The sequence below is a fragment of the Janibacter hoylei PVAS-1 genome (assembly GCF_004025845.1).
GTDB lineage: Bacteria > Actinomycetota > Actinomycetes > Actinomycetales > Dermatophilaceae > Janibacter > Janibacter hoylei.
The window spans coordinates 221,815-238,841 of sequence record NZ_PIPF01000002.1; the positions used below are offsets into that span (position 1 = coordinate 221,815).

Below are 17,027 nucleotides of genomic sequence, written 5' to 3' on the forward strand. Positions count from 1 at the left end.
GCCAGTACCCGAGGTTGCGTCCCTCAGCTGAGGGCGGCCAACACGCTGCACTAGGTCCGACGCACCACTTCGTATATGTACTGCTCCAGATTCTGCATCTGACTCTCGATGGATGCCGTCAGAGCGGGATCGTCGATGCGCAGGCCCAGTTCGACGTTGTGAAACTCGGCGCTCTTCGAGAAGTTCGCGCTGGTGATGACGAGGGTGCGGTGGTCGATCGCGAAGAACTTCGCGTGAGTTCGCACCTGCTTGCCCTTCAGAGGTCGCGACCTCAGCACGGTGGCGCCCACGAGTTCGCCGCGATCTGCTGAGTGGTGGGTTTCCAGGATTCGGGTTTGTGGTCCGCGGCATCGCGATCGACGTATACGCGCACTGACAGGTCGGGCCGAGCCGCCGCGTCACGCAAGGCGTCCCACTGAGCAGACGAGCGTTGGAAGTTGAATGTGGCACACACAATAGATTCGCGCGCGTTCGCTACCAGCTGGTGGAGGGACGAGGTCAGCGAGCCCGTCTGCGCCAATCCCTTCGGAGTGGTCCAGATGGTGCTGATCGGGCTGTACTGGCTCCGGGCTTCGTGCACGACTCGGAGGACTTGGACGAGTCCCTCGCGGTCCTCCTTGAGGCCTGCCTGCGTGAGGAGCTTGCCCACCTCGAGGTGCCGAGAGGGAGAGATCATCTGCAGGGCCTGCGAGGCCGAAGCGCCTGACCCGAGTCGCTCGGCGAGCTTCGCTGCCTCGTCCGCGGTCAGCTGGCGAGCCAGGGACAAGCGTGCGGCGTCACCAGACATCAGGTCGACCGAAGAAGCCGAGGTCGGAATCAGGCAAGGACAGGAGGAATCTCCGGTCGAGGAAGCGGTTGCCCTTTTCGCAGGAGGTCTCCGAGACGAAGGTGCAGCAGTGGCAGGCTGCCCCGTGCAGGAAGTCCTCGGGGTCCTGGGGTGTACGGGATGAGCAGATCGGGTCGGAGGAGCAGCGAGACGTCACCCGAAGGGAGTCGTGCACCAGGGCCGCGAGCCGCGCTTCCTCGCTGAGGCGAACCAAGCCTCCCAGAGTTCCGTCGCTGTCCGAGGCGGTCGTGCAGATGATCATCCCCGCGGCTGGCTCACGCTCGGCGGTTCCCTTCCACGCATAGAGACGCTCACTGATGCTGGCCCCGCCGTAGCCACTCGACATCGCCATCTGCCGGATGAGGGTGTGGCTCAGGCTGTGGACCAGCCAGTACCGCGGTGGCTGCAGTCGGTCGTGATGATCGGCGATGTCGGAGGTCTCCGAGTACCGGTTGCGGAAGTTCCTCTCGTGGGCGGCGACATGGTGGGCCCAGAGCTCGCTCGCTTCGACCCGGGCCTCCCACTCGGAGACCATCTTCTCGTCGAGCTGGATGAAGATCCCCTCGCCGCGATCCTCGGTCGCCACGGTCCAGCGTGGGCGACCGTTGCGGTTGAGCCTGACCAGACGTGACGTCGAATCGTTGATGCGGTCGAGCTCGTCGATCCGCGTGAACCCGAGTACCGCGTTGACCTTGCGGAGGCGATCGACCGCCAGGACCCGCGCGATGCCCGGAGCCATGTCGGCGGCGACCTTCCTCGGAGAGAGCGTCAGACCGCTTGCCTTGTTCTCGTGACGTTCGCCCGGCGGGTCATCCTGAAGATAGCGCCACTCCGGCTCGAGAAGTTCGACGGGATCCCAGCGTTCCTTCCGTGCGAGCCGGTCATCCTCGCTCTCGGCCGGGGAGAGGGCGAGCTGCACGAGCTCGGCCACCTCGTCGTCGGAGAGGGACGACACGTCGATGCTCTCCCGGAGGATGCGTCGCATCATCTTGACGTTGTCGCCGAACTCCTCGAGGTCTTCCGCATGACGGGCAGCCACTGTGAGCGCCAGCTCCTGCAGAGTTTCCTCTGTGGTGGAGTCCGGCATGACGATGATCGAGGTCACGGCGGGGAACCACAGGTTGGAAGCCCCGACAAGCATCACACGTGCTTCCTTGGAGCACCCCTTCGGTTCGAACCCGTCGAGGTGAGGATGGCGACCACGACAGCGAGGCAGCCGCTCACGACCGGCCTCGCCCAGCGCCAAGGTCATGGATCTGCTAGCTCCGCACGAGCGGCATTCGATGATCGCGTTGGCGCCACGCCCCGACGTGAGCTCGCGCATGGCCAGGATGGGCACCTCCACGTCGGGCTTGCCGCATGACCCGCCCTCGTGAACCCACCACTCGTAAGGGAACTCGTCGAGGTGCCCGTTCTCGCACGCCAAGAGGTACCGCGCGGTGACCACCGGCTGGTTCTTCAGCTTGCGCCCCTTCGCCGCCAAGGTGCTCTGGCGCTGTCCCCGTCGGGTTCGGCCGGGACACCCAGCGTGCGTGAACTGTGCCAGATCAGGTCGTCGGGCTCGCTCGTTGGCATACTCCCAGACAGACAGCGGCGCTAATCGGTCGCACCCCGTACAGCGCATCCACTGAGGGAAGACAATGCTCTGCACACCGAGGTCAACGCCCTCCTTCGAGGAGGCGATCTCCTTCGGCGACCAGGGAAAGCCCCGCAGCTCACCGATCTGGTTGCCGAGCATCGTGCGGACCGTCTGGAGGAGTCGCGGGGCGTGGATCGGCCGCGAGCCGTCGCGGCGCGCGTACACCGGCTCCCACTCGTCATAACCACAGGGCATCACAGTGAAGTGGGGGAGGTCGATGATCGATCCGGGACCGTAGGTGTAGAGCAGCGCCGAAGGGCGCTGACTGCCGACCCGGGCGTAGTTCTTCTTGGTCCCGTCCTCCTGCTGTGCCGCGGCATCGCCCAAGGCATCGGGGGCCCGTCCGGCATCGTGGATGAAGTCGGTCATGGGTTCCGGTCCTTCCCTTGGGCTGCCCAGACCGGTGCGCCGGGCGGGGCCACGTAGTAGAGCCGTTCCTTGATCGGGCTGACGAGGAGATTGATCTCGGGCTGGACCTCACGCATCGAGTTGGCGACGACGAAGGGTGCCTCACCGGCCAACGCGTCCCGCGATGTCACGTTCTCCGCACTCCGCAGCAAGGGCGCGTGGGTCGAGGTGTCTCTGACTTTTTCGTAGGTGAGGGAGAGCGACCGATCACGCAGCGTGGTGCGCCGCTGCTCCCAAGTGTCCAGTCGGTTGACCAGACGGCTGCGGGCCCATTGGGCCGAGGTCTCGTCCGATGCTGCGGTGACTCGCTCCGTCATCGAGTCGATGAGGGCCTCCAGAGCTGGACGACGGTCGGCGACTCGGGCCGCACCCGCTTCCGGGGACAGCGACGTCGCATGGGCGCTCCGGCCCGCGTCGAGGACACGGGCGGCGCTGACGAGGACTCCGTCGAGCCCGCGCTCCATCGCCGTGACGGAGAAGGGAGTGACGGAGAGCGCCTCGACCTGGGCGTAGAAGGTCTCGTGGTAGTGCCGGAACTGCTCGAAGTGCGCGAGGTCGCGGGGGCGGGACCAGTTCCCAAGAGTGACGACGAGACCCGGCCGGTCGGCGGCACGTCCCACACGTGAAGAGGCCTGGATGTACTCGGCGGTGTTCTTGGGCTGACCGACGACGAGCATCAGGCCAAGGCGCTGCACGTCGACCCCGACCTGCAACATCGAAGTGGCCAGCACTACGTCGTAGGGATGGATCCGCCGACGCGCCACCTCCTTGCCGGCACGCGAGTCCTCGATCCGAGTGGCGAGTGCCTGGCTGGTGTCGTAGGCAGGGTCGAACTGCAGACCCATCTGGTCGAGGGTGCCGGTGATGTCGGCCCCCGAGACGCGAGCCGTCAGTTCCGCCGTGTGCAGACCGAAGGCGGAGCCGAACCTCCGCGGGAGATCCACTCCCGGGCGGCCCTTGGCCAGCGCGGTCTGCACGTCGTCCTGGATGTACCTCGCAAGTCCCGCCAGCTCGCGTGTGGCGCTGAAGTAACCGACCAGCGTCATGTAAGGATCGGCGGTCTCGGGTTCCGCGTCGAAGAGGAGCTGGCCGGTCGCCAGCAGGGTCTCGACAAGGCGGATCTCGGCGACGGTGAACCGCACGCCGGTCGTCGAGACGCCGAGATACCTGCGACCAGGGGAGTCTTGCGTGGGCTTGATCTCGGTGGAGAAGAAGGTCTCTGACGCGTCGATGACCTGTGGTGGGAAGAAGGTCACGGCTCGCCCGTAAAGGCTACGGACCTGCTCCGGAGCGTTGCGCACTGTCGCCGACGACGCAACGATCAGCGGCTTGATCGCATGGCCGGCGGCGTTGCGCCACGTCGAGAGGGTGTCGATGACAACCTCGAAGAGGCCGACGGTTGTGCCGAGGGCGCCGGTGATGAGGTGCAGCTCGTCCTGGATGATCAGGTCTGGTGGGCGGAGCCGGCCGTGTGGCAGCCGCCGGCCACCGCCCTTGGCTTGCTGGTGCTTGTTGTTGAGCTTGATCGTGCACGACTGCGAGTCGGGGTGGACGAAACCGTGCAGCTCGCACCGCTGGCTGACGTAGCCGAAGAGGGCCGCGGCCTCCCCCTCTCGGGCTAGTCGCGCGAACTTGTCGACCGTGGCGATGACGAAGGCAGGCGCCAGTCGGTAGATCTCCTCGTCGACGGTCAGGACAGGCAGTCCCTCGTCGACGGATCCGCCCTCGGAGAAGGGGCAGCGGCCGAACTTGTCACCGCAGCGGACGAAGACCCGCCCGGCGTCCTCATCCACCTTGACGTTGGCGGGGGCGATCGAGTGACCGCACCACGGGCACCGCTTGAACTGCAGGACGGGCAGGCGCTTCGTCCTGCCGGACTGGGCGTCGGAGACCGTCGCCGCGGCCTCGCTGATGCGCTTGGGCGTGACATCAGTTCCGACCCAGAGGCCGATCCGGAAGGGGGTCTGGCCCCACGTCGCGGTGTCGGCACGGCGTGCGACTTCGGCTGCGCAGACGAGGGTGGTCGCCCGCTGGAACTGCTGCGCGGTGAGCAGCCGGAGGGTGTACCTCATGAGGACCGCGACGCCCTCGGTGCCGTCGAGTGGTCCGTCAGTGGACTCGACGACTCCCTGCCGGCGCCGCACCGCGAAGGTGTAGGCGGCGAGGCCGAGGTAAGCCTCGGTCTTGCCGCCACCGGTGGGGAAGAAGAGGAGCTCCACGCTCGGGATGGGACCGGAGCGTCTCGGTGAGGTGGGCTCGCTGAGGGACCGGAGTTGCATGAGGACGAAGGCGAGCTGGAAGGCGCGCCATGAGTGGGCGCTCTCCTCCCTGGCGTCCACGGCCCGGGTGATGGTGTCCAGGTCGGCGGGCGCGTCGCCGGTCCGTCCCTGCGCGATCTGGCTGCGGACTCGTTGCTCGGCCATGACGGAGTTCATGAAGGAGAAGCAGCGTCGTGCCTCATCGTCCTCGACGAGGAAGTCGATGCCGTCGACGAGTTGGGTGTGCACTGCCCAGGCCTCCTCGATGGCCTCGTCCGCCGTCGACCGCAAATGGTCCGGAAGGGTGCCGGCGAGATCCTGCTGCTCGCCCAGCCACGCGGCATAACCATCAGCAATGGGACGCAGCCCGGCCTCCAGGGCCCCGGGGGTTGCCTCCGCGAGCTGTCGCATGTCGAGGAGTGCGTCGTCGATGCTCTGCGCCGTGACCTGTGGAGTCTCGGCCTGGGGAAGCCATGTCGTCTCCACTCGGACCGCTGCGCGTTGGTCGTCATCGCCCTCGGGAGTCGTCCAGGTCGCCGAGCAGGTCCGGCCGATGGCGAACTCGAGCCGGTCCCGGTACTGCAGCCGAAGTCGTTGCACCTCGGGATCAGGGTCGGGTCGAGTGTCGGTGAGGACATCACGGACTGGGAGGAAAGTCGCGTCACCGTCGGCCTCGACAGCAAGGTGGGTCTGGTAGAGCCAGGCATGGACGGGGATCGTCGGCGGCGTCTCGAGGTCGTTGCAGAGGGCCACCTCGACGATGCGTCGGCCCAGCTCGGTGTCATCGGTGATGTCGACCCGGAGGGTCACTGACTCCTCGATGGTCAGTGTGTGCGTCTGCCCCGAGGTCATGTCCGCCAGGCGAAGGGGGACCGCGTGCTGGTGATGCGTGCGCCGGTAGTGACGGCGTTCCTGCGTCGGCTCGGGAGGCGCGCCGTTCTTGGGGTTCGTCTCGACGGCGACCTTTTCGGCTGAGTAGGTACCCCACGTGGCCGTCACGGTGACGGCCGGGCAGGCAGCGGCGACCTGGAACCGGAGTCCCATGGAGGCGGGGATCGTCAACCCTCGACGGATCGGGGTGTCCTCGGCGCCGGTGTCCTCGTCGGAGTCGATGGCCGAGTCGTCGACATTGGTGACCGGGAGCCCGCGGACGTCACGCGCGTCATGCTCGTCGCCCAGTTCGATGGTGTCGTCATCTTGGGAGTTCTGGTCCGTGGCGCCGTCCGTGCTCGGAGCCGCACCCTGTCCGGCCGTGAGCCGTACGGGGGCGATGCGCCCGACGAGGTAGCGTCCGTCCGGCTTGATCGGGAGGAGCTCGTCAGGACCGCCGGCCGGTCCTACGAGCTCGCGATGGAGGACTCGGGTCAGGGACTCCCGTGCGGTCCACGAGGAGCCGTCCGGGTCCATGGGTGGCGTCGGCGAATCGAGGCGATTGGCAGGGCCGGGCGTCGTGCTCATCGAGTGCCTTCCTCCGCTGCGCGGCGATGGTTTTCTTCGAGCAGGCGGTCGAGGATCGCAACTCGTGCGGCGGGAGAGACCGTCCACCGCGTCATCTGGCGGTACGTGTGGAACCCGTGGTCGAGCGGCACGTCGTCCCAGCCGTACGCCGCCATCACCGCGTGGTCGAGGTCGACGTGGATCTCCCGCACCCGGGCGACATCAGCATCGCTGTCGGAGGCAAGGTCGGGGTCGTTGACGAGGTTGTAGAGCGCGGTGAGCCCGAGCTCTCGACGCAGCATGATCTCGCGTCGGTCCTCGTCAAGGCGACGTCCGACGACTCCCAGCCTGGCGTAGTTAGATGGGCGCGGGAAGGTCTCGAACACGTCGGACGGGGTGTACCTGACCCCAGTTCCGAGTGTCGAGGCATGAGTGACGGCCCAGAGCTGGTTAACGGAGGACGAGAGTACCGCCTGGTCAACGAAACTGTCCGTGGCGAAAACCACCAGTTGTTCGCTGGGCACCCCTGAGATTGGCACCCTGACAGGCATTACGGTCTTGCTGACTCGCGCGATGGCGAGGCATTCGTGCACGTCTGCGAGGGCCTTCCGCATGGCGGGCCTCGGATTCCAGAATTTCCACCACTCGTGGACCATGCGGGGGTACTTGTTGCCGTCTTTGGCAATCCGTTCGGGCTTCACGGCGGCGTCTAGGTGCTGCCAAGGGATGGCATAGCGTTCAGCTTCCTCTTGGCTTCGTTCTCCCATGTCGATGACCCACCTGGAAGGTGAGCCGTCGGGGCGGGAGTTCAGGTCTTCGCCGTTGAGGTATGGGAAGAGCACATCGGCATTAGCCGGGTCTGCGTCGATCCAAGCAAGCGCAACCTCGGGCTGGAGGACGAATCCCTTTCCCAAGGCGTAGCAGCCGATAAACGCAGTGTCCTCGTTCTCCTTCAACCGCGAGGGATGACCGGAGACTCGCCCCTCGGGCTCAAGCAGGGTGGAGACCGCTCGCACAGGCTCGTCATCGCAGACGCGCGTGATGGCGTTAGCGACCGTGGCCGTGGTACCCCAAACAGCGGCATATTCGAGATTGGCGCTCTTTGCCGGCCAAGACCGCGACCGGACTGCGCGGATGATGGTGAAGCCATCGGAGACCAAGCGGTCGAGACCAACTTCCCGGGTGTCACCTTGAGCAAGCGTGTTGGTCGCGATGAGTCCGATAACCCCGTTGGGGCTGAGTAGCGTAACAGCCCGCAGGAAGAAGTACGCGACGAGGTCTGCGTTGCCCTTCTGCCCCTGTGCCAAGATATTCACCAGCCACTCGCGAAGGTTGGAACCCAACGCGGGGGAGAGTTTTTTCCCTCCGAGGAAGGGCGGGTTGCCGATGATGGCGTCGAAGCCGCCGCGCTCCATGACGTCGGGGACTTCGAGCGGCCAGTGGAGCGGCTGCCACCGCTCGTAGTCGGTCTGCACGGCTGGCGTGAGACCGGCTTCCACCCGACGCGCGAGGAGGCTGTTGTCGCTGCCGTCGTCGGAGCGGACGACGGCCCGGAGGTCGGCGTACGCCTCGTCCAGCGCCCGGCCGCGCTTGCCGCCGAGGCGCAGGCCCGTGGCGATCACAGCGTCGGCGACGCGCTTGAGAGGCGCCACCTCGCCGCGGAAACGGGCGAGCTGGCGGCGCTTCGCCCGACCATCGCGCTGGGCGTCGCCCTCCGCGATGACCCCGCGCAAGGCAGAGCGGAGGCGGAGTGCCTGAGAGAGGTGCTCGTCGATGTCGAGGCTGAGGTCGAGCTCGTTGTCGTCGGTCAGGCTCCACCGCCCGGCATCCTGCCGTGAGTGCGGCTCGATGTGCAGCTCCTCCAGCTGGCGCAGGTTCGTCAGGCCGAGCAGGGAGTTTCCGACGATGATCTTGTCGTCGACGAAGGAGAAGGGCTCGTGGCGGTCCAGAGAGACGAGCCACAGGGAGAGCTTGCACATCTCGACGGCCATCGCATTGATGTCGGCTCCGTAGAGGCAGTTCGCCACGACGAGGCGGACCGCCTGGATGCGCACGTCTTCAGCCGATCCGTGGACGGACTGCTCGTGGCGTTGCCACGACTCGACGAGTCGTGCACCGAGGTACCGGGCAGCTGCCACGAGGAAGGCTCCAGAGCCGCAGGCGATGTCGGCGATGCGCAGGTCGAGCAGGTCCTCGGGTGGGAGGATCTGCCACTGGTCCCGGTCATTGGTCTGGTGTGGCCCGGGGCGGTAGCACAGCGGATCGAGAGCGTGCTGGACCACCGATTCGGCGAGATCGCGAGGCGTGTAGTGAGCGCCGGCATTGCTGCGCGAGGGGGTCTCGACGACGAGGAGGTCGCCGGGATGCGCCACGACGGGGCGACCCCGCAGATCACGTCGGATCGCGCCGATCCACGGGCGCAATGCCTCGCGGACCTGCTCGTCATGAGGAGCCACCGCGCGCAGTGCCTGCTCGACTCCTTCCATGGAGTCAGACGACGCGAGCGCCTTCTTCAGGGCTGCCTTCGACTGCAGGGTGCTGGCAGGCTGATGTGTCTTGGCCCAGGCGATGATCGCCGCGGCGAGCTCTCCGTCGGGGTCGCTGGATGCGCCGTGCCGCTCAGCGAGATCGTCCAGGACGGAGACTGGCACCTCGGGCTCGGAACCTTCCTTGCCGATCAGGCCGACGGTCAGAGAGGTGGCGCGCGTGCAGGTGTAGCCGAGCAGGCCTTCGTAGATGTAGCCGATCTGCTCGACATCGATGTCGCGGAAGGAGATCCGGCGTGCGTCCTGACCGGACAAGCGAGCGACCTGGACGGCGTCGAGGACAGCTCGCATGACGCGATCACTGACCATCACCGAGAGGCCGCCACTCGAGGTGGTCGTCGTCAGGAAGGTGAAACGTTCCGGGTCAAACAGCGAACCTCCGTACGCGGGCAGGCGCATGTCCTCGAAGGTCGAGCCCCTGTGCAACGCAGTCGAGGTCGCGAGCAAACGGTGCCACGTCTGGTGGGTCCCGTCGAGGGCCTCCTCACCTTCGTGGCGCGCTCGGTCATCGAGATGATCCAACTGCGTGGCCAGCCCGTAGCCGGCGGAGTAGAGGGATCCCTCTGGCAGGAGCCCACGCTCCTCGGCGAAGAGCAGGAAGACGACTCGCATCATGACCGTGACGGCGGCCTCGTAGATCTCGGCCCCGTCGTCGGGCAGGGGATCTGGGTCGCCGAGGGCGCGGGCGGTCGCCCCAGCCCTCGAGAAGTCCGAGATCACGAGCTCGACGGCACGCCTGACCTGCACACCGAGTGAGGTGGTGATCTCCTCTGCTGCGGCGACGGACTCGACGAAGAGTGCTGGCAGACGGTCAGCCTCGGCGCCGCCGATCAGACGGAGCGGGTCGACGAGGTGGAGGAAGGCATCACGGACGGTGGTTTCCTCGATCCACGTTAAGGCATCGACGATGCCTGAGGCGGCAAGACCCCCTTCGGCAGCGCTGACGAGCGCCCACCACCGGCCATCGGAGACGATCCCGATCGGCACTCGGCTCGCGCGGAGCATGATCTCCATGCGGTCGATCGGTGAGGTGGCCCACCCGTCGTCCAGGTGATCGCGGAGCGAGAGCACCGGGTCGACGACCCACACGAGTGCCTCCGCATCTCCCAACGTCGTCGTGGGGGAGACGGTCACCGACTGGTCGGGGGACGACACGGTCGCCGCGGCCGGTGTCGATCCTGAGTCCACCTGATCCCAGCCGACGACCTCATTGAGCACGGTGTGGACCCAGCGGTCCCGGACCTCGCGGTAGCGCCCGAGATCGCCGTCTGGGTCGATGCGCCAGGCATCCCACGCTGCGTCCAGCGCCGGCTTGGTGTCGGTGAGGGTGGCCCGCTGGTGCTCCGTCAGCGTCGGCATCCCCTGGGGCCACAGGCGGGTGAGAGCAGGGACCGAAAGGAAGGGACCTTCGGCGTCGACGAGACTCAGCCACGCGCGATGCTGTTCCGAGGCCTTGGGCGCACGCCGTCTGGATGAGACGCGACCAGCCATCACGCTGCACCTCCTCGGGCAACCGCGTCCTCCGGGGTGAGGGCGAAGACGACTCCGGCGGTGCTGACGAACTGCCGGACGTCCTCGTACCTCTCGCGGATCGCAGCGAGCTCGCGCCGCTCTTCGTCGTCAAGTTCCGCAGCCCTGGCCTGCATCTTGACGAGGTCCCTTTGGCGCTGGCGCTGCTGGTCATCGGCGAAGAGCATCGTCGACTGCGCCTCGATCTGCTCGGAGAGCTCAGCCACAGACTCCTCGAGCACGCCTCGGAAAGCTGCATAGATGCCCCGCGCACGCTCCTCGTCTGCTTCGGCGCGTGCGGCGAGATCGCCCGTGACGGCTGATTGCTTCTGCGTGGCCCGCTGACGCACGGCTTCCTCCAGTCGTGTGCGCATCCTCGACGTGGTGCTGGTGCTGCCATTCCACTCGTCGGCCAGTCCGGCCCGGACGTCGTGGCTGGCGAGCTGGAGGCCGGGGCTGTCGAGGGCGGTGTCGAGCAGCTCCTCGACCTTGGCCTCCGCCATCGTATGGCCACGAAGCCGGATGCCGGTCAGGAACACCTCTTCGTGGAGCCTCAAGCCTCCACGTCCCACGAGGACGAGCCGGGAGACCGTGGCGACGCACGACGTGGGCAGCCCGTCAACGACGACGGCGGTGACCCGGTGCAGGTCGCTCGAGCCGCCGGTGAGGGCGCTGCGCAGGATGCGTGAGGCCTTTTGCATGAGGGCATGACCGAGATGGACGTGGACGAGGTCGTCGCGGCGTCGCCCACCTCCGTCCAGGTCATCGGGGGCGGTCATGGCTGAGTCGTCGAAGGTGATCGGGCGAAGGACTCCGGGTTCGCGTCGGGTGTCGAGTCCTTCCAGGGCCTGCTGCCAGTTGGACCCCAGAGTCGGCACCGCGAACACCTGGGCGTCGGTGAGGTCGTCATCGATGACCTTGAGCGGAGGTTGATTCGCCACAGTCAGGGCGGTGTCGACCACTCGTCGGGAGGCAAAAGGGGTGAGGTGCATGCGTACCTTGTTTGCCTCGTAGTTCCGCGACAGTGCGGTCAGTTCCTTGTTCAGGTTGAGGTTGCTCGAGAGGGCGCGGTTCACGCCGTCGCTGCTGTCATCGCTCGTCGACGGAGCCGTCCTGGAGCGGTTGGGGTGGAAACGCTCCTGAATCTGCGAGTCGATCACCTGGTTGACACGGCCCAGGTCGGACGCGATGGTGTCGACCTTGCTCGCGATGCGCTGGAGGAAGTCGAGGTCCGCTCCGTAGGTGCTCGCTGTGGCCACGGGGGCGAAGGTGAAGACCTCAGGACTCTGGGTCTGGCCGTAGCGGTCGATCCTGCCGATGCGTTGCTCCAGTCGCGAGGGGTTGAAGGGGACGTCGAGGTTGACCATCCGGTGGCAAAAGTCCTGCAGGTCGATCCCCTCGCCGGCGGCGTCCGTGGCCACGAGGACGCGAATGTCCTCCTTGGTCGGCTCGGTGGTGAACCGCTCGCGGATGATCTCGCGCGTATCCGTGTCCGTCGACCCCTCGATGGCGGCCACGCGGTCGCCGTATCCGCGCTGCTCGAGCACTCCCATGACCCACCTGAGCGTGGCGGAGTACTCGGTGAAGATGACGACGCGCTCGTTTGACCAGTGCTTGCCATCCGGTCTGCAGATGCTGTCGAGCCATTCGACGAGCGCGCTGAGCTTGGCGTCCGGCTGGTGCTGGTAGCTCTCGCCCCAGGCCAAGAGCTCGTCGATTTCGTCGTCCGTGGCTGACACCAGCGGGTCGGTGCCCTTGCTCTGGCGCAGAGCGGTCAGCTCAGGCTGCTCGACGTGACCCTCCTCCTCGTCGCTCTGGCCGGTGCCGAGCACCTCGTCGTAGTACGCCTCATCGATGTCGTCGGGCCAGCCCGCCCCGGCGTCCGCGGCGAGGTAGTGCTGCAGGGTGAGGGCGAACGCCCACGGGCTGGAGAGAAAGCGCTTCTTCAGGAGGAGGGCGACGATGTCGCCGGCCCGGCGGCGACCGTTTGCCTGTGCGCTGGACTCCAGCACCCGGGTGAGCAGAGCGAAGGCGTCCTCTTCCCCCTTCGCCGGGGTGAAGGGGATTTGCTTGACCTGACGCTTCTTGAAGCCCATCTCTGGTAGGTCGGACTTCAACCGTCGGACCTTGATCTCCTCAAGGGCACGCTGGTCGACCTTCGCGCCGCGGGCAAAGCGCCGGTTATCGATCATCTCGAGGAGGGCGGTGAAGGACTCGGTGTGGCCGTTGTGCGGAGTCGCGCTGAGGAAGAGGCGGTGCTCGCAGACGCCAGCGAGCTCGCGCACGGCTATGGTCCGCTTGCTGTCGACGGCGTAACCGCGACCTCCGCCGACACCACTCGGGCTGGCCGGAGCGACGTGGTGGGCTTCGTCGACGACGAGCATGTCGAAGGCATAGCGCTTGGCGGTGCTGGCGCCGGTCACGCCCGCGTAGACGTCCCTGAGCATGCGCTGCGCTCGGGGTGTGGGCAGCCACGCCATGCTGACGATGATGCGGGGGTACAGGCGGAAGGGGTTGGCCGCCAAGCCATGTGTCCGGCGGGTCTGGGCCAAGGTGGCCGAGTTGACGATCGTGAAGTCCAGCCCGAACTTCTCCTGCATCTCGTCCTGCCACTTCACGGCAAGGCTCGGTGGGCACACGATGATGACCGAACGCGCTCGGTGGCGTAGGAGCAACTCCTGGATGACGAGTCCGGCTTCGATGGTCTTGCCGAGCCCGACGTCGTCGGCGAGGAGCAGGTTGGTCCGGGGCGCAGCCAAGGCTCGCCGCAGCGGCTCGAGCTGATACGGCTCGACGTTGGCGCCTGAGCGGTACGGCGCTTGGTAGGCGTGCTCGTCCGCCGAAGTCACCGCGCCCCAGCGCACGGCGTCGACGAAGGCTCCGAGCGTGTTGGGGTCGTCGAAGGTCTCGGCGCTCAGAGTCTCGGGAAGTCCCCGGTCGGGGATGATCGACTGTCCGACCTCAAGCTCCCACACGACGGTTGCCTCTTCGCCCAGCCGGTCCTCGTCCAGGGACTGGAGCGAGACAAGGTGCTGCAACTCGGATGCCGTCTCGTCGGCCGGGCTGCGCAGGAGGCCCTGCGTGGTCACCTCGGTCACCGCCCACGTGGACCCGCGGACGGAGACCACATGGCCAGCCTGTGGAAGCTCAGGCCGCGGCTGTCGGCTCGCGGTGGCACTGTTGGTGCTGGTGGCAGCTGAGACAGTCACCGGTGACCTCGAATTCACGGGAAGGAGGACGCTGGCCGAGCCAACGCCACTTGGGCTTTCTGGTGTGGACTCTGACACACAGTTGCGAAAATCGCAACACACCCCTAGTGTGGGTCGCATGGAAACCCCCGTGGAACGCGTGCGCCTTGTCATGGAACGCACCGGATTGAGCCAGGGGGAGTTCGCCCAGCAGGTGGGATTGGACGCCTCGAAGATGTCGAAGTCCCTTGCGGGAGCTCGTCGGTTCAGCTCTCTGGACTTGGCCAGGATCGCCGAGTTTGGCCATGTCTCCGTCGACTGGCTCCTCACGGGGGAGGAGGACGCGGTCGCGATGGCGGCGCGCGCCGAGGGTGGTACCAACATCGGAGGTGCCGCAGCTATGGCTGCTCGCATCACGGAGCTCCGTAGCAGTGCTGTTGCACTGGGGCGCGGGCGAGTGACCACGAAGGTCGAGATGCCTCGCTCAGGTCAGTGGGCGGCGGACGGAGAGGCTCTGGCGCTCTCGGCGCGCGAAGCCATCGGCGGCGAGGTGCATCTGGCCGACGACCTGGCCTCCGAGATCGACCGTCTCTTCGGGGTGGATGTCGGGATCATGGACCTTGGTGATGCCGTGGACGGCCTCTGTGCTCGGACAGACGAGGCCGTGGCGATCTTGGCAGCGCCGACCCCCATCTTCGCAAGGCAACGTTTCACCCTGGCCCACGAGCTGGGTCACGTACTGGCGGAGGACGACCAGGGGATCCACGTCGACGAAGACGTCTTCGCCGCCGGTCATCGGGAGAGCGAGCAGCGCGCCAACGCCTTTGCGGCAGCGCTCCTTATGCCGGAGGCCTATCTCCGCGAGGTCGTGGTCGACTCGTTGGATGACGTCGCCTTCGCCAATCTGGTGCTGGATCTCAAGGTGTCGCCGAGTGCGCTGGCGATCCGGCTCAAGAGACTGAGGCTGGTGGACGGCATGACGCAGACGGCGCTGCAGTCCATGACCATGCGTGAGGCTCAGGCGTTGGCTGACCGCGGGGCCGAGGCCTCCGCGGCGAGCCAACTCGCGATGCAGGATCGACCGCCACCGACGCTCGGTCGCGACCTGTATGAGGCATATCTGGACGGTGACACCACTCTGCGCCCCTACGCCTCGTTGCTGGGCACAGACACTGAGTCGCTGCGCGCGTCGCTCGAGAGCGCAGGCTCCTGAGAGATGGCGGCTGCGGTCTTCCCGGACAACACGGTGCTGTGCAACTTCGCGTGCGTGGGGCGAGTCGACCTCCTAGGTGATCACCTGCGGGGACGTGGCCGCTGGGTAGAAGCGGTTGCCGCAGAAGCGGAGGCCTCCGCTGGCCATCTGCCCGACCTTCGGAGGCTCATCGAGCGAGGGTGGCTCGGGGAGCCGATCGAGATCGTCGAGCCTGCCGATGTGCGTGCAGTCGAGCATTTGCGCGTCACCGTCTTTGGCGGCACGCGCGTCCGACCACTGCAGCACCTCGGCGAGGCGCAGTCATGCTTCTTGCTGACCAGCGATGACCAGTGGAGTGATTCGGTGTGGGTAACCGATGACCGGGATGCCTTCGAGTTCGCCCAGAGCCGGGGGATCCTCACCAGAGGCACCGTCGAACTGTTTCGCGCACTAGTGGCGGATGGCGACCTGACCCCGGACGGCGCGTTTGCGGTGCTTCAGGACATCTACGCCGAACGCGGGCTGCGGATACCGAGTTCTCCTCGAGAGCTGCTTTAAGAGTGTCGACGAAGTGGTGAGTCAGCCGCGGCGGCCGTGCCTGCGGAGTTCGTCGGGGAGTGGCCTGGAGTGCACGACCGACAGCTCTCGGTTGGCGCGGGTGAGGCTGGTGTACAACTGCCCGACACGACCGACGTTGCGCGGGAAGTCTCCCGGTTCGACGACCACGACGGCGTCGAACTCCAGGCCTCGAGCAGTCGTTGGGGTCATCACCTTGATGGACTTGCTTGCCTTGACCCACGTGTGGTGAGGCTTGCGCTTCCAGCCGGCTTTCAGCAGGTGAGTGTGGAACTCGTCCAACTCGTTGCGAAGAACGATGACCGCGACCTGACCTGTCGAGTGAGCGGACCGAAGACGCAGCGCCTCCTCCTCGACCAGGCCATTTCTGGCTCTGTGAGTGGGCGCTCGCCGTACCGCCGGTGCCGTGCCGCCGCTCTGCAGAGACTTGGTGCCGCGTTGAGAAGCAGGGAGCAATGGTCTAGCGAAGTCCAGGATGGCCTGAGTCGACCGGTAGCCGCGGGTGAGGGTGACTGGTTCACAGTCCCCACCCGCAGGACCCGTCAGCCCTAGTGTGTCGATGACCCGCTGCCACGACCCGTACCCGACGTCGTTCCTACGCTGGTTCATGTCTCCGACGATCGTGAAGTTACCCGTGGTGCGGGCACGAAGGATCTCCCAGGTCAGCGGCGAGATGTCCTGCGCTTCGTCCACGAGCACGTGATCGAAAGTGCGCGAAGGGCCCTGAACCGCGACGGAGATCGCTGCCAGAAGAGGTTGGAGAGAGCGCCTGCCGCGTGCTGCTCCGAAGGATGGCAGATCTCTGGTGAAACCTCGGAGCGCCTCCGGCACCCCGATCGGCACGTTGGAAATCGTCGTCCCGTAGCGAATCGCCGTATACACGGACGCCAGATTCGCCTCATGGGATCCCTTGCCCCGGGCCCATCCTTCACTACTGCCGATGATCTTCGTGGCCGACTGCGCCAACGACATCAATGACGCGTCGACCTCATCCACCCCGTAGTCGATGGATCCCTCGAGCTTGTGGGAGGCTCCGATCGTGTTCTCGAAGAACATGGCCAGGCTCTGGATGCTGACGTCGCGTTCGGCCAGCCCACGCAGCGCAGAATGGGACTGCTGCACGGATAGGTGACAGTGGTAGTCACGCAGCCTGGTCGGCTGGTGTGGTCATGGTTGTCTCGTATTCGGTGGGCGTCAATCGGCCGAGGCGGTCTTGTCGTCGTCGGCGGTGGTAGGTGCGTTCGATCCAGGTGACGATCGCGATCCGCAACTCGTCGCGGGTGTCCCAGCGGCGTTGGTTGAGGACGTTCTTTTGCAGGAGGGCGAAGAAGGATTCCATCGCGGCATTGTCACCGCAGGCACCGACTCGGCCCATGGACCCGACGAGCTGGTGGCGGCCCAGGCGGTGGACGTATCGGCGGCTTCGAAATTGACCAGATTCAATCGAT

10 protein-coding genes are annotated in these 17,027 nt (G+C 66.4%); 2 read left to right on the forward strand and 8 right to left on the reverse strand.

What is annotated here, in order from left to right:
* Nucleotides 1–50: 50 nt before the first annotated feature.
* Genes CWN80_RS15625 through drmD form a run of 6 tightly spaced genes read right to left on the reverse strand, consistent with a single transcriptional unit; the run spans nt 51 to nt 14,225 of the window.
* Nucleotides 51–290, reverse strand: coding sequence for a phospholipase D-like domain-containing protein (locus tag CWN80_RS15625; RefSeq protein ID WP_051987830.1), 240 nt, complete (start codon nt 288–290; stop codon nt 51–53).
* Nucleotides 272–787, reverse strand: a complete 516-nt coding sequence (locus tag CWN80_RS03330; protein WP_051987828.1) for a phospholipase D-like domain-containing protein — start codon at nt 785–787, stop codon at nt 272–274. The genes CWN80_RS15625 and CWN80_RS03330 overlap by 19 nt, the downstream gene beginning before the upstream one ends.
* A complete protein-coding gene (gene drmB / locus CWN80_RS03335; protein ID WP_007925159.1) occupies nt 777–2,834 on the reverse strand; it encodes a DUF1998 domain-containing protein in 2,058 nt (685 codons plus the stop codon). Before drmB ends, CWN80_RS03330 begins: the two co-directional genes overlap by 11 nt.
* A complete protein-coding gene (drmA, locus tag CWN80_RS03340; protein ID WP_128276878.1) occupies nt 2,831–6,589 on the reverse strand; it encodes a DISARM system helicase DrmA in 3,759 nt (1,252 codons plus the stop codon). The genes drmB and drmA overlap by 4 nt, the downstream gene beginning before the upstream one ends.
* Entirely contained in the window at nt 6,586–10,605 is a 4,020-nt protein-coding gene (locus CWN80_RS03345) for an Eco57I restriction-modification methylase domain-containing protein (protein ID WP_040880720.1), read from the reverse strand. The genes drmA and CWN80_RS03345 overlap by 4 nt, the downstream gene beginning before the upstream one ends.
* The gene (gene drmD / locus CWN80_RS03350) at nt 10,605–14,225 is read right to left on the reverse strand and encodes a DISARM system SNF2-like helicase DrmD (RefSeq protein ID WP_238148052.1); all 3,621 of its coding nucleotides are present in this window, start codon (nt 14,223–14,225) and stop codon (nt 10,605–10,607) included. Before drmD ends, CWN80_RS03345 begins: the two co-directional genes overlap by 1 nt.
* A gap of 43 nt (nt 14,226–14,268) precedes the next feature.
* On the opposite strand from drmD, the gene CWN80_RS03355 reads away from it, so the two are divergent.
* The gene (locus CWN80_RS03355) at nt 14,269–15,024 is read left to right on the forward strand and encodes an ImmA/IrrE family metallo-endopeptidase (RefSeq protein ID WP_128276879.1); all 756 of its coding nucleotides are present in this window, start codon (nt 14,269–14,271) and stop codon (nt 15,022–15,024) included.
* 3 nt (nt 15,025–15,027) lie between these two features.
* Nucleotides 15,028–15,561 carry a hypothetical protein gene (locus CWN80_RS03360; protein WP_040880697.1) on the forward strand — a complete coding sequence of 178 codons (534 nt, stop codon included), beginning with the start codon at nt 15,028–15,030 and terminating at the stop codon, nt 15,559–15,561.
* Nucleotides 15,562–15,582: 21 nt separating this feature from the next.
* Here the strand turns inward: CWN80_RS03360 and CWN80_RS03365 are convergent, their stop codons facing one another.
* Both CWN80_RS03365 and CWN80_RS03370 read right to left on the reverse strand, forming a co-directional pair.
* Entirely contained in the window at nt 15,583–16,701 is a 1,119-nt protein-coding gene (locus CWN80_RS03365) for a UvrD-helicase domain-containing protein (protein WP_007925140.1), read from the reverse strand.
* A 19-nt stretch (nt 16,702–16,720) separates the two neighbouring features.
* Nucleotides 16,721–17,027 (reverse strand): integrase core domain-containing protein (locus CWN80_RS03370; RefSeq protein ID WP_157986901.1); only part of this gene is annotated, 307 nt, incomplete at its 5' end.

Coding starts and splice junctions, on each gene's coding strand:
- drmD (WP_238148052.1), bottom strand. CDS start 14,225: ATGCGAGCAGCCATAGCTGCGGCACCTCCGATGTTGGTACCACCCTCG.
- CWN80_RS03360 (WP_040880697.1), top strand. CDS start 15,028: ATGGCGGCTGCGGTCTTCCCGGACAACACGGTGCTGTGCAACTTCGCG.
- drmB (WP_007925159.1), bottom strand. CDS start 2,834: ATGACCGACTTCATCCACGATGCCGGACGGGCCCCCGATGCCTTGGGC.
- CWN80_RS03345 (WP_040880720.1), bottom strand. CDS start 10,605: ATGGCTGGTCGCGTCTCATCCAGACGGCGTGCGCCCAAGGCCTCGGAA.
- drmA (WP_128276878.1), bottom strand. CDS start 6,589: ATGAGCACGACGCCCGGCCCTGCCAATCGCCTCGATTCGCCGACGCCA.
- CWN80_RS03330 (WP_051987828.1), bottom strand. CDS start 787: ATGTCTGGTGACGCCGCACGCTTGTCCCTGGCTCGCCAGCTGACCGCG.